This is a genomic window from Clostridia bacterium, from assembly GCA_034926675.1.
Taxonomy (GTDB): Bacteria; Bacillota; DTU025; order DTU025; family DTU025; genus JAYFQW01.
This window is the reverse complement of the sequence record JAYFQW010000002.1, coordinates 18,672-45,036: the sequence shown is the minus strand read 5'-3', so window position 1 is coordinate 45,036 and position 26,365 is coordinate 18,672. Positions and strand designations below refer to the sequence as shown.

The 26,365-nt window shown below is 58.8% G+C and carries 24 protein-coding genes and 1 riboswitch; of the genes, 19 read left to right on the top strand and 5 right to left on the bottom strand.

Going from position 1 to position 26,365, the window contains the following annotated elements:
- Nucleotides 1-3 precede the first annotated feature (3 nt).
- The 3 genes from VB144_01365 to VB144_01355 all read left to right on the top strand — a co-directional run bounded on the left by VB144_01365 (nucleotide 4) and on the right by VB144_01355 (nucleotide 3,031).
- Nucleotides 4-1,902 (top strand): glycoside hydrolase family 66 protein, encoded by a 1,899-nt coding sequence (locus VB144_01365; protein MEA4882304.1) that lies wholly within the window; start codon nucleotides 4-6, stop codon nucleotides 1,900-1,902.
- A 184-nt stretch (nucleotides 1,903-2,086) separates the two neighbouring features.
- Nucleotides 2,087-2,512 (top strand): FMN-binding protein, encoded by a 426-nt coding sequence (locus VB144_01360; GenBank protein ID MEA4882303.1) that lies wholly within the window; start codon nucleotides 2,087-2,089, stop codon nucleotides 2,510-2,512.
- 138 nt (nucleotides 2,513-2,650) lie between these two features.
- On the top strand, nucleotides 2,651-3,031 hold the full coding sequence (locus VB144_01355; protein MEA4882302.1) for a hypothetical protein: 381 nt from the start codon (nucleotides 2,651-2,653) through the stop codon (nucleotides 3,029-3,031).
- 81 nt (nucleotides 3,032-3,112) lie between these two features.
- Here the strand turns inward: VB144_01355 and VB144_01350 are convergent, their stop codons facing one another.
- On the bottom strand, nucleotides 3,113-3,976 hold the full coding sequence (locus VB144_01350; protein ID MEA4882301.1) for a DegV family protein: 864 nt from the start codon (nucleotides 3,974-3,976) through the stop codon (nucleotides 3,113-3,115).
- Nucleotides 3,977-4,110: 134 nt separating this feature from the next.
- On the opposite strand from VB144_01350, the gene VB144_01345 reads away from it, so the two are divergent.
- From VB144_01345 to VB144_01285, 13 genes are all read left to right on the top strand, one after another.
- Nucleotides 4,111-5,133 carry a DUF2804 domain-containing protein gene (locus VB144_01345; protein ID MEA4882300.1) on the top strand — a complete coding sequence of 341 codons (1,023 nt, stop codon included), beginning with the start codon at nucleotides 4,111-4,113 and terminating at the stop codon, nucleotides 5,131-5,133.
- 435 nt (nucleotides 5,134-5,568) lie between these two features.
- On the top strand, nucleotides 5,569-6,507 hold the full coding sequence (locus tag VB144_01340; GenBank protein MEA4882299.1) for an IclR family transcriptional regulator: 939 nt from the start codon (nucleotides 5,569-5,571) through the stop codon (nucleotides 6,505-6,507).
- Nucleotides 6,508-6,562: 55 nt separating this feature from the next.
- A complete protein-coding gene (gene aroA / locus VB144_01335; protein MEA4882298.1) occupies nucleotides 6,563-7,873 on the top strand; it encodes a 3-phosphoshikimate 1-carboxyvinyltransferase in 1,311 nt (436 codons plus the stop codon).
- 100 nt (nucleotides 7,874-7,973) lie between these two features.
- Nucleotides 7,974-8,969, top strand: coding sequence for a TAXI family TRAP transporter solute-binding subunit (locus VB144_01330; GenBank protein MEA4882297.1), 996 nt, complete (start codon nucleotides 7,974-7,976; stop codon nucleotides 8,967-8,969).
- A 61-nt stretch (nucleotides 8,970-9,030) separates the two neighbouring features.
- Nucleotides 9,031-10,944 carry a TRAP transporter permease gene (locus VB144_01325; GenBank protein MEA4882296.1) on the top strand — a complete coding sequence of 638 codons (1,914 nt, stop codon included), beginning with the start codon at nucleotides 9,031-9,033 and terminating at the stop codon, nucleotides 10,942-10,944.
- A gap of 301 nt (nucleotides 10,945-11,245) precedes the next feature.
- Nucleotides 11,246-11,389, top strand: a riboswitch (molybdenum cofactor riboswitch).
- Nucleotides 11,382-12,242 (top strand): substrate-binding domain-containing protein, encoded by an 861-nt coding sequence (locus VB144_01320; protein ID MEA4882295.1) that lies wholly within the window; start codon nucleotides 11,382-11,384, stop codon nucleotides 12,240-12,242. It overlaps the preceding riboswitch by 8 nt.
- Before the next feature lie 7 nt (nucleotides 12,243-12,249).
- The gene (locus tag VB144_01315; protein ID MEA4882294.1) at nucleotides 12,250-12,954 is read left to right on the top strand and encodes an ABC transporter permease; all 705 of its coding nucleotides are present in this window, start codon (nucleotides 12,250-12,252) and stop codon (nucleotides 12,952-12,954) included.
- A complete protein-coding gene (locus VB144_01310; protein MEA4882293.1) occupies nucleotides 12,951-13,739 on the top strand; it encodes an ATP-binding cassette domain-containing protein in 789 nt (262 codons plus the stop codon). Before VB144_01315 ends, VB144_01310 begins: the two co-directional genes overlap by 4 nt.
- Nucleotides 13,687-14,937, top strand: a complete 1,251-nt coding sequence (gene glp, locus VB144_01305; protein MEA4882292.1) for a gephyrin-like molybdotransferase Glp — start codon at nucleotides 13,687-13,689, stop codon at nucleotides 14,935-14,937. Before VB144_01310 ends, glp begins: the two co-directional genes overlap by 53 nt.
- Nucleotides 14,928-16,877, top strand: a complete 1,950-nt coding sequence (locus VB144_01300; protein ID MEA4882291.1) for a molybdopterin biosynthesis protein — start codon at nucleotides 14,928-14,930, stop codon at nucleotides 16,875-16,877. The genes glp and VB144_01300 overlap by 10 nt, the downstream gene beginning before the upstream one ends.
- A complete protein-coding gene (gene moaA / locus VB144_01295; GenBank protein MEA4882290.1) occupies nucleotides 16,865-17,854 on the top strand; it encodes a GTP 3',8-cyclase MoaA in 990 nt (329 codons plus the stop codon). Before VB144_01300 ends, moaA begins: the two co-directional genes overlap by 13 nt.
- 39 nt (nucleotides 17,855-17,893) lie before the next feature.
- Nucleotides 17,894-18,421, top strand: coding sequence for a cyclic pyranopterin monophosphate synthase MoaC (gene moaC, locus VB144_01290; GenBank protein ID MEA4882289.1), 528 nt, complete (start codon nucleotides 17,894-17,896; stop codon nucleotides 18,419-18,421).
- Nucleotides 18,421-19,341, top strand: coding sequence for a molybdenum cofactor synthesis domain-containing protein (locus VB144_01285; protein MEA4882288.1), 921 nt, complete (start codon nucleotides 18,421-18,423; stop codon nucleotides 19,339-19,341). Before moaC ends, VB144_01285 begins: the two co-directional genes overlap by 1 nt.
- Before the next feature lie 195 nt (nucleotides 19,342-19,536).
- On the opposite strand, the gene VB144_01280 is transcribed toward VB144_01285, so the two are convergent.
- Complete coding sequence (locus VB144_01280; protein ID MEA4882287.1) at nucleotides 19,537-20,619, bottom strand: aminopeptidase P family protein; 1,083 nt, start codon at nucleotides 20,617-20,619, stop codon at nucleotides 19,537-19,539.
- A 131-nt stretch (nucleotides 20,620-20,750) separates the two neighbouring features.
- On the opposite strand from VB144_01280, the gene VB144_01275 reads away from it, so the two are divergent.
- On the top strand, nucleotides 20,751-21,137 hold the full coding sequence (locus tag VB144_01275) for a flavin reductase (GenBank protein ID MEA4882286.1): 387 nt from the start codon (nucleotides 20,751-20,753) through the stop codon (nucleotides 21,135-21,137).
- 185 nt (nucleotides 21,138-21,322) lie between these two features.
- On the opposite strand, the gene VB144_01270 is transcribed toward VB144_01275, so the two are convergent.
- Nucleotides 21,323-22,129 carry a Uma2 family endonuclease gene (locus tag VB144_01270; GenBank protein MEA4882285.1) on the bottom strand — a complete coding sequence of 269 codons (807 nt, stop codon included), beginning with the start codon at nucleotides 22,127-22,129 and terminating at the stop codon, nucleotides 21,323-21,325.
- 373 nt (nucleotides 22,130-22,502) lie between these two features.
- Complete coding sequence (locus VB144_01265) at nucleotides 22,503-23,000, bottom strand: AbrB family transcriptional regulator (protein MEA4882284.1); 498 nt, start codon at nucleotides 22,998-23,000, stop codon at nucleotides 22,503-22,505.
- A gap of 158 nt (nucleotides 23,001-23,158) precedes the next feature.
- Between VB144_01265 and VB144_01260 the strand changes: the two genes are divergently transcribed.
- Nucleotides 23,159-23,377 (top strand): hypothetical protein, encoded by a 219-nt coding sequence (locus VB144_01260; protein MEA4882283.1) that lies wholly within the window; start codon nucleotides 23,159-23,161, stop codon nucleotides 23,375-23,377.
- A 545-nt stretch (nucleotides 23,378-23,922) separates the two neighbouring features.
- Here the strand turns inward: VB144_01260 and VB144_01255 are convergent.
- Nucleotides 23,923-24,978 (bottom strand): hypothetical protein, encoded by a 1,056-nt coding sequence (locus VB144_01255; GenBank protein MEA4882282.1) that lies wholly within the window; start codon nucleotides 24,976-24,978, stop codon nucleotides 23,923-23,925.
- A gap of 236 nt (nucleotides 24,979-25,214) precedes the next feature.
- Here VB144_01255 and VB144_01250 point away from each other — a divergent pair, with 236 nt between their 5' ends.
- A complete protein-coding gene (locus tag VB144_01250) occupies nucleotides 25,215-25,847 on the top strand; it encodes a LysE family transporter (GenBank protein ID MEA4882281.1) in 633 nt (210 codons plus the stop codon).
- The last annotated feature ends 518 nt before the right edge of the window (nucleotides 25,848-26,365 follow it).

Sequence of the window (26,365 nt, the reverse complement as noted above, 5' to 3'; positions counted from 1 at the left end):
ACCATGGTCAAGATCGATGCGATACACTTCAATAAGGCGCAATACCATCCAGGTGAAGACGTATTGCTAGAGGTGCGTCTGAGCGCCGCCGGCCCCGGTGCGAACGCTGTCGAGGAGCGCGCCGCTGACACAGATGAGGCATGCCATCTACTCATGGACTCTGCCGTACTCAGCGTTACTGTCACTGATGTGGTGACTACGGTGTTCCAGGACTCCGTAGCGTTTCAGCCGGAAACCTCATCGGTGAAGCTTAGAATACCAGGACATGTGCTACAGGAGCGCCTTGCCGCCACAGGCAGACTCGACCGGGCAATAGGTTTCGGGCTTCGGGTGGAGATTGTGACGAAGCTGGACACAGAAGCCGCGACCGGGCCTTCCGACGAATCGACGGATCGTGCCTCGGCCATGCGAGTAAGCGCTGGTTTCGATGTGGCGCCCCATTGGCGGTATGCTCCCAGATATGGCTTCGTGTGCGAGTTCGGCCCCGGCGTCGCGCCAGACCCCGCGAAGTGGCAGCGTATGGCGGATATACACATCAATGTGGTGCAGTTCTACGATTGGATGTACCGACATCATCAGCTCATCCCTGAGTCCAACGTATTCTGCGATCCACTCGGGAGGATCCTTGACCTTGGTCAGGTGCGCAGGCAGGTTGAACTGGCTCGGTCGCTGGGTATTGCCCCAATAGCCTACGGGGCCATGTACGGTGCAGAGCAGGAGTTCCTGGATACACACCCCGAGATGGGCGCCTACAAGAGGGACGGAACGCTGCACAGTCTTGCGGGCTTCATCTGGATCATGGACATCGCACGGGGCTCAGCGTGGCAAGACCACATAATCGAGCAATACGCGAATGCCATAGACATGTTAGGCTTCGAGGGCATTCACGTGGATCAGTATGGGTTTCCCAAGGTCTACTACACCTACGATGGACGCTGCGTGCACACGGAGCAGGAGCTTGCTCCCTTCATCCAGGTGTGCAGAGACCGACTTGGCGATGATGCAGGACTGATATTCAACGCAGTGAATAGCTGGCCTGTGCAGGAGGTCGCCGCGGCGCCGCAGGACATAGTGTACATTGAAGTGTGGCCGCCGCACGATACCTACCGTGACCTGCGCGAACTCGTACTCCGTGGGCGTCGGGAGGCTGGATTTCACAAGCAGGTGATCCTTGCAGCCTATATGAGGCCATTCGCTGCGGCGGCAGCTTCTGCTGACCACTGCGACGGCGCCTGCGATGGTAGGCTGGGAGCTGCGAGTTATCCGACGATCGTTGCGAATGAGCCGGCAGAGATAGCGTTGAGGTTGACTTCTGCCGCCATAATGTCGTCGGGAGGGTTCCACCTTGTTCTGGGCGAGGGGAATGCGGTGCTCACCGACGGGTACTACCCGAAGTATGTGCGCCTGCGTGATGAGTTCATGCAGACAATGAAGAACTACTGGGAGTTCGCAGTGCGCTACGAGGAGTTCCTGTTCGACTTGGACGCACGGGACACGCATGGCATTGAAGTAGGTGGAACCGATCAGGGTCTGGAGGTGGTGGGATACCCTTACGGCCCCTGGGGAGAGGCGGGCAAGGTGTGGGCCACTGTGAGGAACGGTCACGGGTACAAATTGCTTCAGCTAGTTAACCTTGTGGGAGTGGATGATCCCAGATGGAACGAGCCCAAGAAGCCGCCTACAGTTCTGCACAATGTGACGATCAGATGGCTATTGGATGAGGGCATCCAAGACGTGCTCCTTGCCTCCCCCGATTTCCAGGACGCATCCTTGAAGGCTGTGTCATATCACGAGAGGCCTCACGAACATGGACGCGTCATCGAGTTTACAGTCGAAAGGCTGGATTACTGGAGCATGGTTATAGTGAGGCAGGAGGGATTGTGTGTCAATTTCGCTTCTTGAGGGCGGTTGACGAAAGGTGCAGACCGACGAACATCGAATAGTGGCATAGCAGTACGCAGACAGTGAACAGGAACGCTCCTCCGGGATCGAGCGAAATGCTGCTTAGCTTGAAGGCATTTGCGCGGGCGCCCGAGGCGGGACAGATGCCTGAAAGGTTGCTTTCCTGCTGGTAAGAGGGGCGCGATTGAACACTATCCATTTACAGAGGGGAGAGGACAAGATGCTGAAGATAATGTTCTGGATTGTCACTGGATTGGTTGCCGTAATCGGAGGAGCGGTCATACGCGACATGGTCGGTAGGAGGGGGATCAAAAGCCTTCTCATTAGTGCCGTGGACTTTTCAGGGCTCAGGGATGGCGTATACACAGGGCAGTACAAGGGTGGGCGCTGGTCCAACAAGGTTAAGGTTACGGTGGCGTCGGGCAGGGTGACTGCAATTGATGTCGTTCGGGACATCCAGTACCAGTCCGAGGTGACGCGCAAGGCCATCAACGAAGTCATCGAAGCCCAGTCTCTCCAGGTGGACACGGTCAGTGGAGCGACTATCACAACTAAGGCCTTTCTCAAGGCAGTCGAGAACGCACTTGTCGAAACCAAGCAGCGGCGCTGACCCACGTGAGTCCATGTGACTCATCGCCACTTTGCCATGGCACATGACCTGCGCTGTCTTATCACTGACGAAGAACACGGATTGCGACGATTAGTGCATGTGGGCCCTGGAAAGCCTAATCGGGAGCAGGCAGGGAGCGTGAGTTATGTGGAAATCAGGGAACAGGCTATCGTTCCTTTGGGCTATGGCAAATATGTACGTTCGGACAGAATCATCGCCCTCGATCCCATAGAAGACGAACGAGGACCCGGCCGTCGTACCAAGGTGTACGTTGAACAGCTGCCCACCCCTCTTATCGCCTCAAGAACCGAAACTTCGATTCTCGCAAGTATTGTGAAGACCCCAACAGAAGTCCTGGAAGCTACGGCTGCCCTTGAGCTTATTCAGGACCTCCTAGATGACATTGAGCAGATTGGCCCAATGTTACGGAAGAGCATCAAAGAAGAGGCTGCTCTTGATCTGGAAGAGCTCGAACGACGAATCAGAGAGATCCTGGAACACCAACTTGACGCAGAGTAGGGCAGACAACGATGGCCCATGTGCCTTATATGCTAGGCAGTAGATCCCCAAATCATTGCTGCCTTTGCTGTTGGCCTCCTGCTATGGGATGAATGGCAGCGCCTTCTCGGGCGCGAAGATCAGCCCGACTACGCCCGGGCCTGTATGCGCACCGAGCACGGGAGCGATCTGAGTTGTTCCAACCCACCTGACGGTGAAACGCTTCTCAACTTCCGCTCGGAGCTTGGCCACGCCCTCGGGGTTGTAGCCGTGCACTATCTGTGCTCTGATCTCGGCTTCTTTCTCAACCATGTCCGCTGCGATGTCCACAAGGCGAATCAATGCTCTGCCGAAGGTCCTTGCCTGGCCCCGGGTGACGTAGGTTCCGCCCTTCTTCTCCACGCCGATCACGGGCTTGATGTCGAGCACCTGAGCTAGAAGGCCTTTGAGATGGCTGATGCGTCCCCCATGGATCAGATACCTGAGCGTCGGGAGGGTGAAAAGCGTTTCCGTGGCGGATGAGACCTGCTCGAGCATCGACAGGATGCGCTCTCTGCTCCAGCCGGCTCGCATTGCGCGGAGGGCCATTTCAACGTGCCAGCCCAAACCTGCCGAGAGGGTGCGCGTGTCGTAGAAGGCAACGTCGGCTTTGGGCACGGCCGCAGCGCCCAGCCGGGCAGCGTTCAGCGTGCCGCTCAACCCTGATGACATATGGATGGAGAGGATCTCCCTATCGGACTCTGCCAACCGCCGATAAATGTCGGAGAAGTCGCCTGGCGACGGTTGAGATGTCGCTGCGAAACTCTGGGTGTCGCGCAGCAGGCGGTAGAACTCCTCAGATGTGATGTCCACACCGCTTCTGTAGGTGCGCCCTGCAATAGTGAGGGTTAGAGAAGCCATGCTCATCTCGCTGCCGCCGAGCTGCTCGGGCAGGAAGTCCGCCCCACTATCGGTTACTATGTGCATCTACTCGTGCCTCCAGATGGTGAGTGGCGTTGCGTCGGCGCCAATGATAGTATTTTCCTTAGCGGTGCAGTTGCCTCGCCTGGCGGCGCTCGGCGGCTGTACAACTGAATCCAAGTGAGGGGGAGAGTGGGCGCATGCAGAGGGAGATCACCAAAGCGTCTGACTTGCACGACGATACTGGACGTCTGATGCAGGTGGGCTGGGCCAAGGACTTGCTCTTGCGGTATGATCGGCGACGGATCAAGGCGTCGGGGCTACGGATCAAGGAGTGGGACTACTACTGCGTTCTCTCTGACTCCTTTGGCGTGGCGTTCACGGTTGCCGACATCGGGTTCATGGGCACGGCATCAGCCAGCTATCTGGATTTTGATAGACCGTACAATGTCACTAAGACCGTGACCACGGCGTTTCCGCTCGGCAGATTCAACATGCCGCCCACATCGACAGATGGAGATGTCGTCTTCGAGAACAAGGCGGCGAAGGTGCGCTTCGAGAAGGACGGCCAGCGCAGGGTGATAGATGCCGACTTCCCGAATTTCGACCACGGCAGATCCCTGATTGCGCACATCGAACTGACGCAACCTGATCCATCGGATTCCATGGCGATCGTGACTCCGTTCGCTGGAGCGCCGCGCGCCTTCTACTATAACCAGAAGATCAACTGCATGCCGGCGCAGGGGCGCATCACGATCGGCAGCGAGGAGAGGGTGTTTGAGGCAAGAAAGGCCTTCGGCGTCCTAGACTGGGGCAGAGGAGTGTGGACATACTCTAACACCTGGTATTGGGGTTCGGCCTCGGGAGTCCTGGACGGCGAACCATTCGGCTTCAACATTGGATACGGGTTCGGAGATACGTCCGCCGCGTCGGAGAATATGATCTTCTACAAGAACAAGGCCCACAAGCTTGACCAGGTGGAGTTCCTGATTCCACACGATGATTACCTGGCGCCGTGGACGTTCACATCGAACGATCACAGATTCGAAATGGACTTCTTGCCTATCGTGGATAGGTTCGCGAGCACGAACGCGGTCTTCATCGAGTCCACGCAGCATCAGGTATTCGGGAGGTTCACCGGGAAGGCGGTTTTGGATGACGGCGCTGTTCTTCAGGTTGCGGACTTCCTAGGATTTGCCGAGAAGGTGAGGAACAGATGGTAGGGTAAGCCAGCAGGCAACTCGCCATCCTGGTCTGCAGCTTCTCTACGGCAGCCTTTGAGCAATGCTGCCCCAATTGATCGTCTGTCTGTTTCGGCGGAGCTGCCTCGACCACTTGGACCAGGAGACTCCAATCTGGTTCCCATCCTACGGAACCTAGTTGACTCTCTATATTACTCACAGTATAGAAGTAAGGCCAGGTGCATGCCTTCCGGCCTATGCCCTGCGTCGCTATCTTCACTCCATACCGCGCGAGCTTGGTTGGGTTCACTCGGAGTTGGATGCCTATCATGCCTGGCTGGGTGTTCTCCATTCCTGAATCCAGCCAATTTGCCCCGATGCCGTCGCGGGAATCAGCCTGCCCTACAGGAACCCATCAGCGCTGCCAGAGAACCGGCCAAGAGTGAGTATGCGAAAATTCCTGGGGATAGAAGGAGTTTGAGAAGACGAATCGAAATATCAGAATGTCACAGAGCGAAAGGCTATTTCACAGAGTGGAAGTCGGTGGTGAGCATGTCCGCCAGGGATGACAGGGAATCGGGAACAGCGGAATGTCGATCAAGCGTAGCCGTATCTCCGGATGAAACTGGCGCTAAGACCGTACGCTCGGTTGAACGCGCTTTTGACATATTGGATTGCTTCAGCTTCCAGCAGAGGGAACTCACACTGACTGAGATCGCGCGGGCTGTTGATCTGCCTGTGCCGACCACTCATCGACTTATCAGGGTGCTGCAGCGGCGAGGATGGTTGAGGCAAGACGAGCGAACTGGAATCTACTCCCTAGGCCTTCATGTGCTGGAGCGTGGAGCCATCGTGCTATCGGGCTTTACTCTCAGGGAAAAGGCACAGCCAGTGCTGGACGCGTTGGCAGCCAGCACCTCTGGAACTGTTCTCCTTGGCGTGATTGAAGATGGCGAACTGGTGTATGTGGACCGACGCGACAGTCGGGCCCCGTTGCGAGTAGTATCCGAGGTGGGTCAGGTGAGGCCCATCAACTACGGAATCCTCGGCAAACTCCTCTTGGCCTACACGCCTGAACAACATGTTCGTGAGGTGCTTAAGGCAAGCCCACTGGTGAAGCGCGCTCGCCGGGCCTTTGTTTCGGAGGAGGAGTTCATCGCAGAACTGGCCAGGGTGCGTCAGTCTGGCTACGCCATCGCCGTGGATGAGACGACCGATGGAGTCGCAGGGGTTGCTGCGCCGATCATGGGGGTCGACGGAAGAGTGGTCGCGGGTCTCGCCGTGCTCATGCCCACCGCTACGTGGAATGATGACGTTTGTGCCAGGGATCTGAACGCGGTCCGTGCTTCCGCGGCGGAGTTGTCAAAGCTCATGGGGTACCGGGCAGTGCTCGTCCGCGGGCAACTGCATGAATAGGCGCACAACCGAAAAGGCATCAAACACAGTCCAGAAGACAGGAGGGTCCGCAGCAATGCAGTGTACAGCAAGGTCCGGAGTCCTACGCGGAGAGGCTACCATTTCGGGCTCCAAGTCCAACACCACCAGGGCTGTCGTGTTAGCAACGCTTGCTCCAGGAAGATCTGTGATCCATAACCCGGTACACAGTGTGGATTGCTATTCAACGGTTGAGGTGTGCCGCACTCTGGGCGCCAAGATCGAAGTTGGCAGCGACGCCTGGGTTGTCGACGGCGTAGGCCCGGATCTCGATGCTCCGTCCGACATACTGAACGTGGGCAACAGCGGCACCACTCTCTACATCATCACTGCGGTGGCAAGCCACGTCAGGAACGGCTGGGCCGTGGTGACCGGCGACTATCAGATAAGGCGCAGACCTTCGGGCCCACTGGTGAAGGCCCTGAATGATCTGGGCGCTAGATCCTTCACGACACGACCCAATTCGGGCACGGCGCCTATCGTCTGCAGCGGCCCTGTAGTGGGCGGCTCGACCAGTCTTCCCGGGGTCAACTCGCAGTGGCTCACTCCCCTGCTGATGATCGGTCCGCTCACCGAGAAGGGCATTACTGTCGAAGTCGACAACCTGCAGGAAAAGCCATACATTGACATGACCCTGCGCTGGCTTGATCGTCTCGGCGTGCAGTTCACCAACACCGACTGGAAGCTCTTCAATGTGCCTGGAGGCCAGAGATACAAGGCCTTTGAAGGATCTGTTCCCTCCGACTGGGAATCGGCATGCTTCCCACTGGTGTCGGCGGCGATCACGGATTCGGATATCACCCTGCACGGTCTGGACATGTTCGATGCACAGGGAGACAAGGACATTATCCGCATTCTCAGAGATATGGGCGCCGATGTAGAGGTCAAGAACGATGGCCAGGGCGGCATACGTGTGCGCGGCGGCAAAACCCTGCATGGCATGGAGATCGACTGTGGCGATATCCCAGATGCACCCCCCATCCTGGCGGTGCTGGGCGCCCAGGCCGAGGGGCGCACCGTGCTCTATAACCTGCACGCTTCAAGGCTGAAGGAGACTGACCGCCCAAGGTCGATCTACGAAGAGCTGCTCAAGATGGGCGGCAAGCTATACTGGGAGGCTGATGACAGGCTGGTCATCGAGCGAAGCGAACTGAAGGGCGCGCAGATAGATGGAAGGCATGATCATCGCATTGTGATGGCCTCGGCCTGCGCGGCTCTGGTCGCCAGCGGAACTACGACCATTAGCAATGCTGAGTATGTAGGAGTGTCTTTCCCCACATTCTTCGAGGTCATGACCTCCCTGGGAGCGCCGTTTGAACTTGAGGGGGAACCGGAGTACGCAAGGTAGTCCATGTTGAGGCAGGCCAATACTGGAGTCAGTCTACAGTAGTCAGTCCACAGTGGAGTAAGCATGCACCACATGCACTACTAGTAGGAGGCGGAATTCCATGAGAATGAATGGCATGACAAGAAGGCTCATCTGCGTAATGGTCCTCGCAAGCATGACACTGCTGGGAACCGCTGCGATGGCGGCCCCGAAGCGTCGGTTCGTGATCGCGACTGCAGGCACGGCGGGCGCGCTGTATCCTATGGGCGTTGCAATGGCGGAGACAATCAACAAGCATTCCGACAGGTTCGTTGCAAGCGCGGAGTCGAGCGCGGCATCTGTTGCGAACATCAGAAACATGGACGAGGGCAAGGTTGAATGGGGAATATCCCAGAGCGAGATAGCAAGCTTCGCCTACACAGGCACTGAGATATTCCAGGGAAAGAAAGCCGAAGGGCTCCAGGCGCTGTTCGCAACTGTCGGGTCATGGGTTCAGATCTTCGTTCCCGCCGGCAGCCCGGTCAAATCGGTGGCCGATCTTAAGGGCAGGCGGGTCGGAGTGGGCTCCCCAGGCTCCGGCGGCGAGGTGGATGCCCGCATGGTTCTGGCCTACTACGGCCTGGACTACAAGAATGTCAAACCGTCGTACATCACTGACTCTGAGATGGTCAGCGCACTACGGGACGGCACGCTCGACGCTATGATATGCACTCATCCGCTGAAATCGGCTGCCCTGCTCGATCTCACCACTTCGTTCAAGGTTCGGATGCTGTCCATAGCCGATGACAAGTTCTACAAAGAACATCCGTACTTCTTGAAGGCCAAGATCGAGGCAGGGACCTACTCTGGCGTGAACTACGACGTCTTCACCCCCTATAGCCGGGTCATCATGTTCACGCACAAGAATGCCAAGTTCTCCGATGACGACGTTTTTCATCTTCTCGACGTGATCTTCTCCAACCGAAACGAATGGCGCAACTCGCACGCCTCGGTAGACAGGCAGGTAACCCTGGATGACGCGCTCGACGGAATAGCGGTTCCGCTTCATCCTGGAGCTGTCAAGTTCTTTGAGTCGAAGGGTATGAAAGTGCCCGACGCGCTCAAACCGAATAGGTGAGCACAAAGGGCACAAGGAGCGGAACGCGCGGTAAGAAAAGGTCTTAACGGAGGGGAATCTGATGGGTCCGTCGGGCAAGTCGTGGCTTAGAACCTATCCGGCAGTCGCAGCAACAGCAGTAGCCCTGGCGCTTGCAGCGTTTCAACTGCTGACAGCGTTCTACGGAACCCTTTCCCCCATGATACAGCGGTTCGTGCACTTGTTCGGAGCATTGCTGCTGACGTTCTTGTTGTATGGCGCCAATGGAAAACAGCACAGAGGTTCCACCGCGGTTTCGCGGTGGAATCTCCTCATTGCAGCAGTGACCGCAGTTCTTGGAGTCTACTTCATCGCACAACTTAACCCGGACTTAGTGCTGAACCGTGGTATCTGGGGGATTACCAGACTGGAACAGTGGACAGGCCTATTGTTGATGGTATTGGTACTCGAAGCAACGCGCCGAACCGTGGGTTGGCCTCTGGTCATCGTCGCTCTAGTTGCCCTGGCCTATGCTCTTCTCGGCCCTTACCTACCAGAGGTCATCGCCCACAAGGGCTACGATGTCTGGCGCCTGGTCGAGACACTGTCATGGACTACAGAAGGAATACTGGGCACTCCAATGGCTGCGTCGGCCACATTCGTCGCTGTCTTCATACTGTTCGGCTCGTTTCTGGAGACACTCGGCGGGGCCAAGTTCTTTCTTGACCTCTCATCTGCCGTGGCGGGGCACCGTAAGGGCGGCCCGGCTCAGGTAGCCGTGATTTCCAGCGCGGCGATGGGCACAATATCGGGTTCAGCCGTGGCGAACGTAGTAACCACTGGCACATTCACCATTCCTCTGATGAAGAGCCTTGGATACCAGCCTGCTTTTGCGGGGGCGGTCGAGGCTGTAGCCTCCACAGGTGGGCAGATCATGCCGCCGGTTATGGGTGCGGCGGCCTTCGTCATGGCCGAGATGATCGAGGTGCAATACTGGAAGATATGCATTGCCGCACTTCTCCCAGCCGTACTCTACTATATCTCGGCATCAGTTCAGGTGTATCTACGCGCCGACCGGCTTGGCCTCAAGGGCCTTCCCAAAGAGGAACTGCCCAAAGTTGGACCCACTCTCAAGCAGGGCTGGTACCTTCTAGTGCCACTGGTCTGCCTGGTCATCATGCTCGTCGCATTGCAGTGGTCTCCTATGAAGGCCGGGATCTGGACGGTGGCTGTCACTGTCGCCGTGAGCTGCCTCAACTACTACCTGCGCGAACGGCGTTTCCCATGGAAGGAACTCGTAGAGGCGCTCGAGGTCGGCGGAAAGACGTTGGTTCCTGTCGCCACGGCATGCGGCGCAGCGGGCATCGTTATCGGAGTTGTGTCTCTTACGGGGATCGGCGTTCGGTTCTCTCAGGTAGTAATCGACCTGGCACGGGGATCGCTGCCGATGACGCTTCTCTACACGATGCTGGCCTGCATAGTCCTGGGAATGGGCCTGCCGACGACGGCGGCGTACATCATCACCGCGGTGCTCGGCGCGCCGGCCCTGATCTCACTGGGCGTTCAGCCCCTAGCCGCGCACCTGTTCGTATTCTACTTCGCGTGTCTGTCGTTCATCACGCCTCCCGTGGCCATGGCGGCCTACGCTGCAGCCGGCATAGCGGACGCCAACCCGATGCAGACTGGCTGGAGTGCGTGGAAACTGGGCATGGCAGGGTTCATTGTTCCGTTCATGTTCGTATACAATCAGGCCTTGCTTCTGGAAGGGCAGTGGTATGAGCTGTTGTTGGCGACAGCTACGTCAATACTGGGCGTCTTCGCCCTGGCCATCGCCATCGAAGGATGGCTCCGAAGGCAGCTTCCCTGGTGGCAACGGATCATCTCCTTTGCGGCGGCGATTCTGCTCATAGTCCCCGGATGGGCCACTGACCTCGGAGGCCTAGCGCTTCTGGCTTTGGTGTACCTTCTGGCCCGTGTGGGCAAAGATGCCGGAGTTGCTCGACCCCGCAGCGCCTAACCCGCCTCCACAGGGCGGCCTTCTTCGTTGGGGCGTCGCCAGTGTGTTCCCTAGGCGACGCTCCGTACGCTTGAGAATACCCGAACTCCACGCCGCGTAGGCAAACGCAACGGTCAGCGACAGACAAATCGCCGATTGGGCGGCACAAGTTGACTTACCTCCTCAGCCCGTCTAGACTATGAGATGAGGCATTAGCAGGCGCTCCGCCGCGGCCTGCCCGGGCCCGTCGCGGCCAATCACGGCCCGCCGCGGCCAATCACGGCCCGCCGCGGCCAATGCTCAGCCTTCCTCATTAACTACATATTGGGTTGCCCTCCGAGTCAGCGTGCCTTACCCGCCTGGGATGGCGCCTGACCGGCAGTCGCCGGCATGGCTGGCGACTCAAGGGTCTGTCGGGAAACTGGCAGGCCTCCCATGTTTGGAAAGGAGATGTACTAATGTCGTCCAAGTCACATGTCAAGTCAACCTTGCGCATCTTGCTTACTGCTCTGTTGCTTACAGCCCTCACCATTTCCGTCGGCGCCGCCCCTGCTCGTGAGGTAATCCTGGCTACGACTACCAGCACGGCCGATACCGGCCTGCTCGACGTGCTTATCCCGATCTTTCAGCAGAAAACCGGATACATGGTGAAGACTATCGCTGTTGGAACCGGACAGGCCTTAGCTCTAGGCAGCCGCGGCGAGGCCGACGTGCTGCTCTGCCATGCCCCCGCTTCAGAACTGGCGCTGGTAAAAAATGGCGACGTGATCGAGCGCAAGCTGGTCATGCACAACGATTTCGTCATCGCAGGTCCCGCCACTGACCCCGCCGGTGTCCGCGGGCTCAAGTCGGCGGCTGAGGCGCTTTCCAGAATCTCCGGCAAGCAGTCGGTATTCGTGTCTCGTGGCGACGATTCCGGTACTCACAAGAAGGAGAAGGAGATCTGGACCAAGCTCGGCCTGAAGCCTTCCGGCAAGTGGTACGTGGAGGCTGGCGCCGGCATGGGTCAAACCCTCAACATCGCCTCAGAGAAGGAAGGCTACACCCTGACCGACCGCGGAACCTACCTGGCGCTCAAGAAGAACCTGGCCCTCGATATACTAGTTGAAGGCGATTCGATTCTGCTCAACATCTACCACGTGATGCAGGTGAACCCCGAGAAATTCTCCAAGGTGAACGGCCCTGGCGGGCTGGCCTTCGTCGAGTTCATGGTATCGCCTGAAGTGCAGAAGATCATCAGCGCTTTCGGTATAGACAAGTACGGAGACCCTCTGTTCTTCCCCGATGCCGGCAAGAACATAGACGATCTCGGAAAGTAGGGCGACTTTGGACCTCATTGCCGAAGGTGTAGCAAAAGCCTTCTGGCTACTGCTGAAGGGCGATCGCGATGTTTCTCAGATCGCCCTTCTCACCCTTAAGGTGTCAGGCCTGGCCACCCTGATCAGCCTGGCAACAGGCGTTCCGCTAGGTACAGCCCTTGCCCTAGGGCGGTTTCGCGGCCGTAACGCAGTAGCCAGCGTAGTTAACGCCGGCATGGGCCTGCCCCCGGTGGTTGTGGGGCTCTGGGTCAGCATCATGCTCTGGAGATACGGGCCCCTCGGCTCGCTGCGCCTTCTGTACACCCCTGCAGCCATGGTGATCGCCCAGACACTCATAGCCCTACCCATTATCACCGGTCTCACTATGTCGGGCATAGGGCAGCTCGACCCGGGCATTCGTATTCAAATCCTGTCGCTTGGCGCTACACGCTGGCAACTCGTATGGTTGCTCGTGCGCGAAGCAAGGCTTGCGATCTTGGCGGCGGTAATGGCAGGGTTTGGCCGAGTGATAGCTGAAGTCGGGGCCTCGATGATGGTAGGCGGAAACGTTGTGGGGCAAACCCGCGTGCTCACAACGGCAACGTCTATGGAAGTCGGGAGAGGCAACTTTGGCACAGCGATCGCGCTGTCGCTGATACTGATGGGCATCATGCTTGCCATAACGTCCTGGCTTACGCACCTACAGCAGAAAGGTCGACCGACGACACAATGATCAGCCTTAAAGACGTAGAGCTTCGACGCGGCGGACGGCTTGTGCTCGATGTTGCCGACCTCACGATAAGGCGAGGCGAATCCGTCGCCGTCATAGGCCCCAACGGCGCCGGCAAGAGCACGTTGCTCCAGGTCATGGCCTGTTTGCTCCCAATTGATTCGGGTGAACTCACAGTTATCGGCGAGCATATCAGGCGTGGCGCCGACCTTATCGGTGTGAGACGCCGCACAGCGATGGTGCTCCAGAGGGCATGCCTGCTCAACACCTCGGTGTACGAAAACGTGGCATTGGGCATGAGGATCCGAAAGATGCCCGAGGTCGAGATCCGCGAGCGTGTGGCCAGCGCCCTGGCGATGTTCCGCGTGGGGCATCTGGCCAGGCGACCCGCCCGGGCGCTTTCAGGCGGCGAGAGCCAGAGGGTCAGCCTGGCCAGAGCATTTGCGCTTGAGCCGGAGATACTGTTCCTGGACGAGCCCTTCAACGCGCTGGATTTGGGAACCAGAACAGCGCTTCTGCGCGAGGTTGGCGAAGCGGTGCGCGCTACCGGCGCTGCTGCCGTTTTCGTGACTCACGACGTAACAGAGATCCCATTCCTCGGCGATAGGACGATTGTCATGGACGAAGGACGCATCGTGGCAGACGGCAGCATCCGCGACGTGCTCGCAGATGAGACGCGCAACGCGCTCTCGGATTTGTTGCGCTCCGCCAGATGGCTTTCTGGCAAGTACGGTGATGGTGATGGTGACGTCGATGTCGCTTTTTCTGTCGATCACACCCGGCGATGAGGCATGGCGGAGGCTCTGCGACCATCTGGACGAAGGACCGCATGCCACTGAAAAGGTATCCCTGCTGAACGCAGCAGGCCGAGTTCTGGCGCGCGATGTGGCATCCCCTGCTGATCTGCCGGGGTTTGCCAGGTCGACAATGGACGGATGCGCCGTGCGCGCCATCGATACATTCGGCGCGTCAGATGCATTGCCTGCGCTTCTCACTGTAGCCGGGGAGGTTCACATGGGCGAAATGCCCCAGATCGAGCTGCCCCGGCATTCGTGCATACGCGTGGCTACCGGCGCAATGCTCCCGGGCGGCGCCGATGCAGTGGCAATGGTGGAACTCACTGAGAAGCTAGACGATACCACCATCGCAGTTCTGCGCCCCGTGGCCCCGGGCGAGAACGTGGTTGCCTCGGACGAGGACGTGGCCCGCGGCGAAACCGTTCTCCATCGCGGGCGCCGGCTGCGAGAGCACGACATCGCAGCACTGGGCGCCATTGGGGTTTCGGAAGTCGAGGTCGCGGTGGGCCCAAGGGTGGGCATCATATCCACAGGCGATGAACTGGTGAACGTGGCCGACACGCCCGCACAGGGCCAGATTCGCGACATGAACTCCTGCGCCCTCTACGCCGCCGCCAGTTTAGCAGGAGCGCGCCCCGAAGCCTTCGGCATCGTCCGTGATGACTACGACGGTCTCGTGCAGGCAATGCGCGAACACCTGTCCTCTGTTGACATGCTTATCGTGTCGGGAGGCAGCTCCATAGGAACTCGGGATTTCGCCCGCCAGGCCATTGATGCCCTGGGCAAACCGGGCGTTCTGGTGCACGGTGTTGCCATAAAGCCGGGCAAGCCCACGATCATAGCTGTGGCCGACGGCGTGCCCGTGTTCGGCCTGCCGGGCCACCCCGTATCGTGCCTCACCATCTTCAGGCTCTTCGTTGAGCCTACCATTGCCAGGTGGATGGGAGCCGAGCCTGAGAGGCGCGAATTGACCGCGCGCATAGGAGCCAATGTAGCCAGCGCCGCAGGCAGAGAGGAATACGTGTCGGTGAAGATATCATGGCGCGACGGGCAGATATGGGCCGATCCGGTATTCAGCAAGTCTGCGCTCATATCAGGTCTGGTCAGAGCGGACGGCGTGGTGAGAATACCTGCGGCAACAGAAGGGGTCCAGAAGGGTGACACCGTCACCGTGCTGGCATGGAGGTGAGTGCTGCGAAACGCAGTGTCTATTTGAGTGAAGTGCCGCTTGATGAAGCGGTGCGCAAGTTTTTTGACGCGCTGGAGGAGCAGGGCGCAGCCGCAGCACTCCCGGGAGAGTCAATTGCCGTAGACATCGCAGCCCTGGGGCGCATCACCGCGCAGCCAGTGTTCGCCAGGATTTCGTCGCCTCACTACCACGCATGCGCCATGGACGGAGTGGCCGTAAAGTCGGCCTCAACCTTCGCGGCCAGCGAACGTCGGCCTGTAACGCTGAGCCTGGGCGAGAACGCGATCATGGTAGACACAGGCGATCCTCTCCCCTTCGGATTCGATGCGGTCATCATGATTGAAGACCTGGTGGAAACGACTGACCACACTGTCACTATCATCGCGCCGGCAAAGCCTTGGCAAAACGTGCGCAGTGTGGGAGAGGATATCGTAGCCACTGAACTCGTGCTTCCCGAGAATCACGCAATCCGCGCGGCTGATGTGGGCGCTATGCTTGCCTCTGGAGTGACCCATGTAGAAGTGCGACGGCGCCCGAAAGTCGTGATCATCCCCACCGGAGATGAGCTCGTCGCTCCGGGCTCGAGACTGCAAATCGGCGACATTGTCGAGTTCAATTCCAGGATCATCGGTGGGCTCGTGAGCGAGTGGGGCGGAGAGCCCGTGTTCAATGAGATCGTGCACGACGAATTCGACGAGATCACCAAGGCCGTGCAGCAGGCGTCGGCGCACGGCGATATCGTAATCGTGAACGCCGGTTCATCTGCGGGAAGCGAGGACTACACAAGCGCCGTCGTGGAGAGGCTCGGCGAGGTTATCGTGCATGGCGTGGCGATCAAGCCAGGCAAGCCCACAATACTGGGCACGGTGGATGGCCGGCCCTTCATTGGCGTGCCAGGCTACCCCGTGTCGGCCTCCCTTGCGTGTGAGCTGTTTCTGAGGCCACTCATGGCCAGGCTGCTAGCGCGCCCGGAGCAACCCCTGCCCAGGGTGAACGCCACTGCCACGCGGCGCATACTGTCTACGCCGGGCGTTGAGGAATTCGTCAGGGTCAAGGTGGGCGATGTAGGCGGCAAGTTGGTAGTGACCCCGCTTGCGCGCGGGGCGGGCGCCATAATGTCGCTTGTGAAGGCAGATGGAATCGTGCGAGTGCCTCCTTCGGCCCAGGGCATCGACGAAGGCGCCACGGTGCAGGTGGAGCTGCTGCGCAGCCTAGACGAGATACGGCGCACTGTGGTGGCCATCGGCAGCCATGATCTGGCTCTGGACATCCTGTCGACTTTCCTGGCCCGTGCGTACCCCGGCATGAGCCTTTCGTCGGCACATGTGGGCAGCATGGGCGGGCTCATGGCGATGCGCAGGGGCGAGGCCCACATAGCGGGCACACACCTCATCGACGAGGAGACCGGCGACTACAACGTCCCTTACGTTAAGCGGATGCTTGATGCGGAGAACTATGCCCTGGTGAACCTGGTCCACCGTGAACAGGGCTTCATCGTGCCTGGGGGCAATCCCAAGAACATCACTGGGTTCGGCGACATTGCTCGGGCCGACGTTGTCTTCGTCAACAGGCAGAGAGGCGCCGGCACCAGGGTTCTGCTCGACATGGAGCTTGGCAAACTCGGCATCGACCCCGGTGCGGTGAAGGGCTACTCCCACGAGGAATACACCCACATGGGAGTAGCGGCTTCAGTAGCCAATGGAGCGGCATACGTGGGGCTAGGTATTCACAGCGCGGCTTCTGCCTTAGGGCTCGACTTCATCCCGGTGTCGACTGAGCGATACGATCTGCTTACCACCAGGGAGTTCCTGGAGTCTGAGATGATGAATGCGCTGCTGGCCGTGGTGAGATCCGATGAGTTCAAGCAGACAGTGCTCGGGCTGGGCGGATATGATGTCTCTGATACCGGGAAGGTTGTGTGGCAGGGTTGGGCGAGCTAGTTGACGGGTTCGGGCGCACCATAACTTACATGCGAGTCTCAGTCACCGACAAGTGCAACCTGAGATGCGTGTATTGCATGCCCGAAGAGGGGATCAAGCCCAGGACGCATGATGAGATGCTCAGCGTGGAGGAGTTCGCCCGAGTGGTGCGCATAGCCTCCATGTTGGGCATATCCAGAGTGCGGATCACAGGCGGCGAACCTCTGGCAAGGAAGGGCGTAGTCGCGCTGGTGCGCGCTGTCGCGGCGGTTCCGGGGATACGCGATGTATCAATGACAACCAATGCGACGATGCTTGAGCCGATGGCAGATGAACTGGCCAGCGCAGGGCTTGCCAGGGTCAACATCAGCCTGGATTCGCTCAGGGTCGACACATATGCTGGCCTGACGCGGCGAGGCGACTTGGCGTCGGCTCTTGCCGGCATTCTCGCTGCGGAGCGCGCCGGCCTTCGCCCCATCAAGCTGAACGCGGTGGTGCTCAGGGGCATCAATTCCGACGAGATCGAGAGCCTTGCTGCCCTCACTCAGAAGCACCGATGGGATGTTAGGTTCATAGAATTCATGCCATTCTGGGGAAACGGCGGTCTCTACGGGCAGGAATACGTAGTCCCCATAAACGAAATCAGACGGCGTGTGCTGGCGCTTGGCGCCGTGCGCACAGCGGGGCAGGGCGACGCCGGCCCTGCCAGCTATCTGAGGCTTCGCGGCGCGCTGGGCCAAGTGGGTTTCATCTCACGAGACGGAGACGAATTCTGCGGTTCGTGCAACAGAATCCGTCTCACTGCTGACGGAATGTTCAGACCATGCCTGCTTTCAGAGACAACGATAGATGTGAGAACAGCCCTCCGCAGCGGCGCCGACGACGATACTATAGCTGATCTCATCCGCAGGGCGGTAGCAGCGAAACCTGAGAGCGGCAGGACACGAGGCGCCGACGGCGGCTGGAAGGCCCGCCCTCTCTCGCAGATAGGCGGCTGACTGAGGCAACTCAGGTTGCATCAATAAGGAGACTACACAATGATCTCGAACGAAGAAAACGGCGGCTCGGCCCCAGCCCTCACCCACGTCGACGAGTCGGGTAAGGCGCGCATGGTCGACATATCGGGCAAACCTGAAACCGCCCGCAAAGCCGTGGCCAGGTGCAGAATCATGATGGATCCAAACACACTGGCATTGATCCAGCGAGGCGAAGGTCCCAAGGGCGAGGTATTCGGAGTGGCCCGAGTGGCAGCGATCATGGGTGCAAAGGGCACGTCTTCACTGATCCCCATGTGCCATCCAATCGCCCTTACAGGTATAGATGTGGATTTCGCGACCGATGATGAGGCCAGCGCAGTGGATATCCAGGTCACAGTGCGCACACAGGGCCGAACAGGCGCGGAGATGGAAGCCCTATGCGGAGCGGCAGTGGCCGCCCTCACCGTTTACGACATGTGCAAGGCGGTTGACAAGTCAATGACCATAGGCCCACTCAGGCTGGTGTTCAAGTCGGGCGGCAAGAGCGGCGCATTCTGTCGCGAGGACGGCCGTGAGGAGGAGCAGTAATGGAAGGCATAGTCACAGCAGTTTGCACCAGTCAGACAAAGGGAGTGCCCAAGCAAGCCGTGGGCTGCGCGAAGTTCATAGAGGACTACGGCATTGACGGCGACGCCCACGCCGGCCCGTGGCACAGGCAGGTCAGCCTGCTGGCCGAAGAGAGCATCGCCAAGATGCGCGCCAAAGGCCTGGACGTGGGCCCAGGCGCTTTCGCAGAGAACATCACAACGCGCGGGCTCGATCTTCCGAACCTTCCCATCGGAACCCGTCTTGAGGTGGGCTCAGAAGTGCTGCTGGAGGTAACCCAAATCGGCAAGGAGTGCCACGCCAAGTGCGCAATCTTCCAGCAAGTGGGCGAGTGCGTAATGCCCCTGGAGGGCATATTTGCAAAGGTCTTGTGCGGCGGCGGCGTCACGAGCGGCGACCGGATCTGCGTCATACCTGCTGTTAACGTCGGAGTGCTGACTGTGAGCGATAAGGGCTCCCGGGGCGAGAGAGAAGACCTGAGCGGCGCCGTGATAGAGAGGATCATGTCGAGCATAGGAGTTGTAGTTGAGCGGAAGATCGTGCCCGACGAGTTCGACATCATAGCCGAGGAACTGCGCCGCATGGCCGACAAGCTCGGGGTGAATCTGATTCTGACCACCGGCGGCACCGGCTTCGCCCCTCGCGACGTGACCCCTGAGGCGACTCTTTCGGTTCTTGACAAGCTGGCCCCTGGCATTCCCGAGGCCATGAGAGCGGCCAGCCTGGCCAAGACCCCACACGCCATGTTGAGCAGAGCTGTTGCAGGCATACGCGACCGCACCCTCATTGTGAATCTGCCGGGCAGCCCCCGAGCTGTTCAGGAATGCCTGGAAGTGTTGATGCCCGCACTCCCCCACGCCATCACAATACTGGGCGGCGCAGGCGGAGAGTGTGCTAGGTGAATAACCTTGAACCCCTTGCGCTTACTGTGGCAAAGGGCGCAATTCCATAATTGCGGCAGCGCCTACTCGGCGTCATTATGGTCTGCCCTAATACCCACGATCCTGGCGAGATGACCGCAACGCAGTCGTCATGCATGCACTCCTCGGCCGGAAGACCCCATGCTCCGTGTTCCGAGGCTCGTCCTGCTGCACAGACTATAGCTCAACCAGGTCTTTGGTTCCTCCGTTCAGCACTGTGCAGCCTGTCGCAGTTACGACTGCCATGTCCTCTATCCGTACTCCTCCCCACCCCGGAATGTAGGCGCCGGGTTCAACTGTCACCACATTGCCCGCTGCGAGCACATCGCGGCTGCCCTCGATGAGGTACGGCGACTCATGTATCTCAAGGCCGAAGGCGTGCCCGAATCGGCGACCGGCGTACTCCCCGAAACCCGCATCAGCTACGACCTTGCGCATTTCGTCCCAGACGTCATGGCCTCGCATCCCTGCTTTGATGATATCCAGACCATGCTGCTGCGCCTGCCTTACGCTGTGGTACACCTTTCGCTGCTCGTCTGAGGCTCGACCGACCATCACGGTCCTTGTCATGTCCGACAGATAGCCGTCCGCTTGCACGCCGAAGTCCATCAGGACGAACTCGCCCGTCTGGATGATCTTCGTCGATGGCGCGCCATGCTGCATGGATCCACGCGCGCCGGATGCTACGATCATATCGAAAGCCAGGCCGGAAGCGCCGTTCCGTCGCATGTGATATTCCAGCTCCATGGCAATTTCCTGCTCCGTCACGCCCGGCTCTATGAAGCCCAGGATATGCTCGAATCCATCAGTCGTTATGTCGGCGGCGCGTCTGATCGCCGCTATCTCCAGGTCTTCTTTCAGAGCACGCTCGCTTCCGACAACGTTCATGGTTGCGACGAGATCAACATGGGGAATGCTGCGCTGCACCTCATCTATGACGCTGAAAAGCACGGCGTCTGACTCAAACCCTAGTCTCCTGAGCCCAAGCCTCGCTGCAACCTCTCTCACATCCTCGGCGAAAGCGGGGCTGTGCTGGATCACCTCGAACCCAGGGCACTGTTTCCCAGCCTGCTCTGCGTATCTGCCATCGGTCAGGATGACTCGTGCCTTTGGGGTAACGATCACGTATGCCGACGATCCCGAAAAACCCGTGAGGTACTGCACATTCTTCCTGGCAACCGCCTCATGCTTGACGAGGAACAGGCCGTCGATGTCGTACATGCCAGCGGCTTTGGCCAATGCGCGGTCAACTCGATCCATGTGGACCCTCCTCCATTCGGAATGTGTGATGTGCCCAAGACCAATGGCGCTGAATGGAATAGACCCTATTTCGCCCAATGCCATCGTGGCTCCTTCCGCCATTGCTTATCTGAGAAGGCATGCGCCTGGAAATGCGGAACAACAATGCTGGACTGAAGGAAAACGGCAAGCCCAATGTATGTTTCCACTCGTGGAGCTCATTTTCCGGGGACGAAGGCGGCTTCTTTGCAATCATGCCCGGACTCGGACGGGATACCCGTACATACAGGAGCATCATGCGGACCGGGGAGTTCTGTGTGAATTTCCTTGGACACGAGTACTATGATGCCTGCATCAAGACAGTTCAGGACAACGCGGATGATGCGGATGAGTTTGCTGTCGGCGGGTTTACCCCCGAGGAGTCGACGGATATCAAGGCCCCGCGCATCGCGGAGAGTTTTCTGTCGTTGGAGTGCACGCTAGGAGAGGGAGACACGACAGCGGTTGCGGTGCTAAGCGTTCTCAGAACAATCGATTAGCGGCGCCGGCAGTCTACGCCAGTATGTGGTCGCGCAGCGAGGCGATTTCCTTCAGGATCAGATACCCAGCCTCATGCCCGTACACATCTTTGCGGACTCCGCGCCGCGAAATCCATAGCTCATCTCACACAACTCGGCTGCTCAATCCAGATCCCCGATTCCGCGGACAAGGGCCCCGTCGATTCTCACGGCTGTGGATCAGGAGTTGATTCGTGGTTGCACGCGCTCTGCTTCCACAGTGCTGCGAGGTCGACTACGAAGCCGGGGAAATCGGGATGGACGAAGTCTTCGGCGTCAAGGGCGGAGCTTCGCAGGACATAGGCGTCGTCGTGCAAGGCATACGCCTCGATGGTCTCATCATGCGGGTCAACGATCCAGTAATGCGGTATGTGCATGCGTTCGTATATGCTTCGCTTTCGCAGGCGGTCTTTGGAGCGGGTCCAGGTCGAAAGGATCTCCACAACCAGATGCGGGGCGCCGTTTATCCGCCTTTCCTCGACAATTCCGCTCTTATCGCCGGGTATGTAGGCCAGGTCCGGCTGGATTACATTCGTGTCGGACAAGGTCACGTCGATCGGCGCATTGAACACCTCGCCGGCTGGATCGCGCGGGGTGAAGTAGTCTTCCAGAAGGCGCTGCAGGCGCCTGGATACCCGCTGATGGTGGACGTATGGCGCAGGCTCCTTGATCAGCGCGCCGTCTAGGATCTCATAGTGATGGCATTCGTCTTCTGGCAGCTGGAGGTAGTCATCATAGGTATATGCCTTGTCTGTAATGTACTCGGGCCCGGTTTCCCGTACCGAGGAGGCCGGTTGCTCATTGGTGTTCTTGCCGAGATGCTGCAGGACCTTCTCTGGATCATAACGATACTTTCTGCTGGACAATTGCACGAACGGAATCGTGCTGTTGCGGGTGTAGCGCCATATGGTCTCCACCGATAGCTGAAGCATCCTAGCCAGCTCCTGAGCGGTTAGCAGCTTCGGCTCATTCATGATGATACCCTCCCTTCATGTAAAGTATATGGAACAATTCAACTAAAGGCAAGTGATGATAAGCAAAGACAAGTGCGCCGCCTTGCCGTGTTATCTGTCACGGGATACTGCTCGTGGCTACAGCAGAACCCATCTTCAACCCTATGGCGCCAATGGTGCTGAACATGAGTCGGGGCCGGAGAGTCATGCATTGCTGAAGGGTGAAGTGAGCCTGTAGGGGCCTGAGGACCACCGGAGGCAGAGGAAACCGAAGAAACCAGGCTCAAGCTACAGCTGGGCTATCGCCGCGAGCAAGCCGTATTCGCTCGGGCCATGTCTGCATCGGGCAAAGAGGGACTAGCTGAGCCCGATGAACCTTGGATGTGTCCGCCCCCTACCTACCAAACACACGCACGAAGTAGCGAAGCACGATGGGCATGAACGATATTATGCTGATCAGCCGAAGCGATTGAAGAAGGGCAACCTTAGGCGTATCTGCACCGAGGGCCTGCGCGGCCAGGGTCATCTCCGTTATCCCTCCTGGAGAACTGGCGAAGAGAGAAGTAACGAGGTCTAGCTTCGATACTCGGGCTATCAGTAGTCCCACGGCGAGATTAACGAAGAACATGCCAAGAACCAGGATGATTGCGGGCAGCGCGAGGTCCTTGAAGCCGACTATAGTGTCTCTGTTGATCTGGACCCCGATTACGGCTCCTGCAAGGATTTGGGCTACGATCTTGACAGCTGCAGGCACGTAAACCTGGGTGGAAGCGATGTTGTACGCTCCTACCGCTATCATTGCACCTAGCAAGGCTCCCGCTGGAATTCTTAGCCTGACCCCGACTAGACCGCCCACTGCGGCTACAACAAGTGTGATTAGTAACTTCCCCAAGCCAAATGCCTCCTATTGCCAGCCCGGATTCATTGAGGTTTCTGTCGCCAATTCTACGTTGATGCACGTATTCCTGTAACAGGTCGATCAACTACGGCAGCAATTGGTCAAAGGCATCAAGGCCGTCCGGTCATACGGGGCGTGCCAGGCAAGAGGAAGTGACAAGCGAATACGGGGAAAGGGTGATCTGCATGGGGAAGATACTCATTGAGCAGATGACAGGCAGGGAATTCAGAGAAGGGGATTGCGCAGAGGGCAACATCCCGCCCGTCGCTCATCTGCTCGTCGCTTATAGACGCGGAAACGAATCTGCGGTTCCTGAGATTCCGGTCTCACGGGAGGTCAATGCCGACCAAACCGGCATCGTCGCGCGCTGAATGCCACTCAATTCGACATTGACCACGGGGTCAGTGTCCATTTCGTCGACATTGACGGTCCGGCTCCAGCTGTCGAGGTTCACGTGAACTGCATCGCGCGCTCGACCCATCACTGAAAACGCGTCTACATGCGAGTAAGCCGCGCCACATTATGCCATGATCTCACCTTGTCACGCTCTCTGTCACCGATCCCGCCTGGGCGCACGTTCGGAGGGCCTCAATGCTGGATCTGTCGACATTGCACGCATTTCAACGTCGATTCCATCGACATTGAGCTCGTCTCACTGCTGGATTCGTCGACATCATCGCCCCAGAACTCGGTCGCGCAGCCATGAAGCCCCATATTCAGCTCTCAGCTGCAGCCCGCGCGCAACACTGCACACGCCTCTGGCCTGGCAGTCTGGCAGTCTGGCAGCAACGCCCGCGGCGATCACGACGAAGCGAGCCACACGACGGCTGCAAACCTGAGCGCTCCCCGGAAGCCCGAGGTGGCCCGAGCGCATTTCCGTCCCGATCCCGTCAAGGGCGCCGAAGATGGGTTCTAGTCAGCCTTCGCCCATAACGAAACGCACGGCTCGCGCAAGGCGTTCAGGAAAGTCCTTGGGGAAGGTGTGCGGCATGCCTTCTACCACTTCCATGCGACAGGGCACTCCGTTGTTGTCCAGGATGCACTGAAGCTCCGACGTTTTCGCGAGGAATTGATCTCGCTCGCCGGTGATTATGTATCCCCTAACACCGCGCTCGGCTGCGGTTTTCATGTAGGGGATGAACATGTCGATATCACGCACCGCGGGGACCACAGCGACGAATCCACGCGAAGGCAGGGACGCCTGTTCGGGACGATACGACTCCCGGGGGCCACCTGCCAGCGACATGGCGATTGCCAGCCTTCCACCCTGAGAGGCGCCTGCAAGCACCACCTGGTTGGCCTCGAATAGGTGCGACGCGCGGAGTTCGGCGAAGGCTTCCGTCACTTCCGCTTCGCCCTTGGCTTGGTCGTCCCAGCAGTATTCGCCTCTTGCGCATATCTGCGAGGACTGCGCCGAAGCCAGCAGAAAATCCAGATCTTCCGCTGCCGGTCGGAATCGCTCGATAAACTCGGGTCCAGACCCGTTACGCCAATGGAGCGCGAGCATCAGCGGCGGGGCTGCCTGCTCGGTTGGGCCGTTGTGCCCGTCTGCGGCGTTGTGCCCGTCTGCGGCGCCGGACCGGTTTGGGGGGCCGGACCGGTTTGGAAGGCTGAGTGTGAACACCTCAAGCCTGGCGTTTGCCTGCGCCTCCTGCCACCGCCTGCCGCTTTCCGATAGAACCTCTGCCATCCGTGGCAGGGCTCGCGCTGCCTCGAGGTCTGGGTCCTGAAGGAGGGCAGGTTGAGCCCACCACGCACCATGGGCTAGCCCCTGGATCAGGGCAGACACGGCCTGTTCAGGTCTCCCCATCAGGCTGAGAAGGCATGCCTTCCAATAGGCTGTCCTTGTTGCCCGGTCGGGGTAGGATCGAGACGCCGACTCGGCTACTGCGAATGCTCCAGCGAAGTCCTTTGCAGCGTAGAGATCGAACATCTGAGTCTGCAGTTCCTCGAAGGGTTTGCGATTGGCCATGGGATCACCCCTTGGCGCTAAGTATTCGGGGCTGCCTCACGCATTCCTGCGATGGCAGGCCCCCCTGAGTTTGCCAGATGGATCAACACTTGCGACAGTACGGAGCGCTCCTTTGTTGCAGAAAGGGAATTCATCCACCTCGTAGAATTATACGGGTCATACCTGAGGGCATGTTCGGGCCCCCTAACACGGTGGATGAGATCAGCCAAGGATATGGCCGGTTCGAGGTGTGTTAAATGCCGAATCCGATTGCATTCCTGTCATATGTGCTAGTCGTCACGTTCACTCCTGGGCCCAACAACATCATGTCTTTCGTCATGGGCAGTGAATTCAGCTTTCGCCGCACATGGCCATTCCGTCTGGGCGTAGCCGTAGGTTTCGCTGTGGTCATGGTGGCTTCCAGCTACCTCAACCTGTTCCTGTTCAGTGCTGTGCCCAAGATGAAGCCTATCGCCCAGATCGTCGGCGGGGCGTACATGCTCTATCTGGCCGCGCGCGTACTGGCGAGTAATGTGGAAGCGACGAATGAAGAAGCCCACCTAATCTCCTTCCCCACAGGCGTGGCGCTGCAGTTCATCAACCCTAAGGCCATCCTCTACGGACTCACGGTCACGGCCAACTTCATCACGCCATACTACCACTCTACGGCAAGTCTGTTGCTTTTCTCGGTCCTGCTCGGGTCCGTCTCTCTTGCGTCAACGTCCTGTTGGGCGATGTTCGGCATGGGGCTCCAGAGGCTGTTCGCCCAGCACAGGAGGTCGTTGAACACCGCCATGGCGCTGCTTCTGATCTATACGGCCATTTCCGTATCTGGAGTACTCCCCCGCATACATGCACTCCTCAACGCCGTGATGTCGAAGGCAGTCTAGGGCACTGCCAATCTAGGGATGGGCAGACGGGTCCCCAGGGCATGAAGGCGTCGCCCACTGTCATGGTTGCGACGGCTTTGGCATACCACGGTACTCTGCGATCTTTCAGCGCCAGCAGAAGGGCGTATACGTCGGTGAGCAACTTGCGAGTGCGCTCGGAAACGCTCTCTGACATAGAACTGCACGCCTCCAACATGTGTATGCGTGGAGACGTTCAGCAAGTCAGCGTGTACACCTGCGCCGCCTGTCCAGATAGGTTCAGCCGGTTACTCACGCGTGTAGATGATGACGCTGAGATTCCCGGTCTCGCCCTGCGTCCGGGTACTGCCAGCGGCAGCGTAATCGCGAAGAATGCGCGTATGCGCAAACCCAGTTTGACGTTGTGACGCGCTGCCACGCGGGTCCTTTAGGGCGGGGGATCTTGACGCAATCGTCAACATGCCCCAATGACGCGATCGGTGGCAGGCGCGTGGACCTCGCGTCTCCCAAGGACGCGAGAAGCCTCGGCATCGAGACCG

What these genes read in the sequence shown, in the direction of transcription:
- VB144_01365 (MEA4882304.1), top strand. Translation starts at nt 4, where the DNA reads ATGGTCAAGATCGATGCGATACACTTCAATAAGGCGCAATACCATCCA.
- VB144_01350 (MEA4882301.1), bottom strand. Translation starts at nt 3,976, where the DNA reads ATGCACATAGTAACCGATAGTGGGGCGGACTTCCTGCCCGAGCAGCTC.
- VB144_01345 (MEA4882300.1), top strand. Translation starts at nt 4,111, where the DNA reads ATGCAGAGGGAGATCACCAAAGCGTCTGACTTGCACGACGATACTGGA.
- aroA (MEA4882298.1), top strand. Translation starts at nt 6,563, where the DNA reads ATGCAGTGTACAGCAAGGTCCGGAGTCCTACGCGGAGAGGCTACCATT.
- VB144_01330 (MEA4882297.1), top strand. Translation starts at nt 7,974, where the DNA reads ATGAGAATGAATGGCATGACAAGAAGGCTCATCTGCGTAATGGTCCTC.
- VB144_01325 (MEA4882296.1), top strand. Translation starts at nt 9,031, where the DNA reads ATGGGTCCGTCGGGCAAGTCGTGGCTTAGAACCTATCCGGCAGTCGCA.
- VB144_01320 (MEA4882295.1), top strand. Translation starts at nt 11,382, where the DNA reads ATGTCGTCCAAGTCACATGTCAAGTCAACCTTGCGCATCTTGCTTACT.
- VB144_01310 (MEA4882293.1), top strand. Translation starts at nt 12,951, where the DNA reads ATGATCAGCCTTAAAGACGTAGAGCTTCGACGCGGCGGACGGCTTGTG.
- glp (MEA4882292.1), top strand. Translation starts at nt 13,687, where the DNA reads ATGGTGATGGTGACGTCGATGTCGCTTTTTCTGTCGATCACACCCGGC.
- VB144_01300 (MEA4882291.1), top strand. Translation starts at nt 14,928, where the DNA reads ATGGAGGTGAGTGCTGCGAAACGCAGTGTCTATTTGAGTGAAGTGCCG.
- moaC (MEA4882289.1), top strand. Translation starts at nt 17,894, where the DNA reads ATGATCTCGAACGAAGAAAACGGCGGCTCGGCCCCAGCCCTCACCCAC.
- VB144_01285 (MEA4882288.1), top strand. Translation starts at nt 18,421, where the DNA reads ATGGAAGGCATAGTCACAGCAGTTTGCACCAGTCAGACAAAGGGAGTG.
- VB144_01280 (MEA4882287.1), bottom strand. Translation starts at nt 20,619, where the DNA reads ATGGATCGAGTTGACCGCGCATTGGCCAAAGCCGCTGGCATGTACGAC.
- VB144_01275 (MEA4882286.1), top strand. Translation starts at nt 20,751, where the DNA reads ATGCGGAACAACAATGCTGGACTGAAGGAAAACGGCAAGCCCAATGTA.
- VB144_01270 (MEA4882285.1), bottom strand. Translation starts at nt 22,129, where the DNA reads ATGAATGAGCCGAAGCTGCTAACCGCTCAGGAGCTGGCTAGGATGCTT.
- VB144_01255 (MEA4882282.1), bottom strand. Translation starts at nt 24,978, where the DNA reads ATGGCCAATCGCAAACCCTTCGAGGAACTGCAGACTCAGATGTTCGAT.
- VB144_01250 (MEA4882281.1), top strand. Translation starts at nt 25,215, where the DNA reads ATGCCGAATCCGATTGCATTCCTGTCATATGTGCTAGTCGTCACGTTC.